At 42.6% G+C, this 1,624-nt stretch carries 1 protein-coding gene and 3 tRNA genes; 1 reads left to right on the top strand and 3 read right to left on the bottom strand.

The features are described from left to right. Positions 1–43: 43 nt before the first annotated feature. The 3 genes from AB4323_RS23185 to AB4323_RS23195 all read right to left on the bottom strand — a co-directional run bounded on the left by AB4323_RS23185 (position 44) and on the right by AB4323_RS23195 (position 393). Positions 44–119 (bottom strand) — tRNA-Gly (locus tag AB4323_RS23185). A gap of 46 nt (positions 120–165) precedes the next feature. Then, positions 166–239, bottom strand: a tRNA-Cys gene (locus AB4323_RS23190). A 67-nt stretch (positions 240–306) separates the two neighbouring features. After that, a tRNA-Leu gene (locus AB4323_RS23195) sits at positions 307–393 on the bottom strand. 349 nt (positions 394–742) lie between these two features. Here AB4323_RS23195 and AB4323_RS23200 point away from each other — a divergent pair. Next, on the top strand, positions 743–1,531 hold the full coding sequence (locus AB4323_RS23200) for a lipase family protein (protein WP_102333601.1): 789 nt from the start codon (positions 743–745) through the stop codon (positions 1,529–1,531). Positions 1,532–1,624: the final 93 nt, after the last annotated feature.

Below are 1,624 nucleotides of genomic sequence, written 5' to 3' on the forward strand. Positions count from 1 at the left end.
AAAACACCATCTTAATGTCGAAATGAATCAACACTACAAAATTTGGAGCGATACATCGGGTTCGAACCGATGACCTCAACCTTGGCAAGGTTGCGCTCTACCAACTGAGCTAGTATCGCATTTTCATTCTTATTATCTCTTAACTTATCAAACTAAGAGAAAGAATGGAGGCGCCTCCCGGAGTCGAACCGAGGTCCACGGATTTGCAATCCGCTGCATAGCCACTCTGCCAAGGCGCCTTTAATAGTGATTTAAGAGAACAACTCTTTGTTCATCACTCTACTCAAAATGTAGAGGCTAGATAGATGGTGCCCCGGGCCGGACTTGAACCGGCACAGCGCGAACGCCGAGGGATTTTAAATCCCTTGTGTCTACCAATTCCACCACCAGGGCAACGCAATCTTGCGAGGCCGATTACTGAAAAGTAAAAACACCATCTCTCAGCGACCTAAGCCGTGAGAACGAGGTGTACTTTAACGGAAGGAAAAAATTCGTCAACAATAAATTTTATCTTTTAATTCAAGTGATTAATTATCGAACTCAAAAGAATAAATTTAGTGCAGCTTGTACGGTTCTTATACTTGGATTTCTAATTTAAACGGACAAATCACTGACAACCATTGATTCAAATACCAATTGAATGCGGTGATTTTATTGTTTTAAACCAAGCAAATGGCGTTTTCATGTGCTTTTCACATTCAACGATTAGAGTTTGAAGTAACTCTTATTAAGAAGTAAACATGTGAAACCACTAAAACGATATCAATATGAGCGCTATGCCGTTCTTTGTAACCTCGCCTACCCTAGAGTTTTTAAGCAGACTCGCTATGGTTTTGACCCTAATGGACAACGCATCATCAAGAACCAGTTTGGTAAAACCATGATTAGAGTGTTGTGGAGTAGCGACAAAGATGAAGTGGTTGTGGTAATCAAAGGATCGCACAGTATCTCAGATTGGCTACTAACCTTTGCTCTATGGACAAGAAGCTGTAAGAGAATTGGGCTCAATTATCGTGTGCATGCGGGTTTCTACCATCTAATGCTTCAAGAGAGCCAGCCAAGTCGTAATGAAGATAAGCTTGGCTTAACCGTTATTGAGCGCTTGGAAGCCACGCTCACACCTCTCATCGAACAAGGAAAAAGAGTGTCTATTACTGGCCACTCTTCCGGAGGCGCTATCGGTTGTGTCTTCGCTGATTACTTTGATCAAAAGTACCCAGGCTGTATTAAACGAATAGTGACTTTTGGCCAACCCGCCATTGGTGATTGGAGCTTTCGAAAGCACTATCGCATGAGTAAGAAGACCTACCGAATTTGCTGTGACATCGACATCGTGACCTTCATGCCACCGGTTCCTTTGCTCTATTGGCATGTAGGTAAAGTGCTTTGGCTTTATAACGGACGAATCTATGAGAACACTCCTACATTAATCCGCCTTGGTCGCTCTATCTTTAGTTGGCTGATAAGACCTTTCTCTTACCACTTAATGAGCAAGTATATCCGTAACAAAGATTTCTTTGATAAGCATTGAAATGGGTACGTAGGAAGCTTTTAGCGGGGTCAAAAACGAAAAAACCAGTCACTAGGACTGGTTTTTTCTGAATGATGGAGGCGCCTCCCGGAG

The sequence above is a fragment of the Vibrio sp. 10N.261.52.C11 genome, assembly GCF_041471405.1.
Lineage (GTDB): Bacteria > Pseudomonadota > Gammaproteobacteria > Enterobacterales > Vibrionaceae > Vibrio > Vibrio crassostreae_C.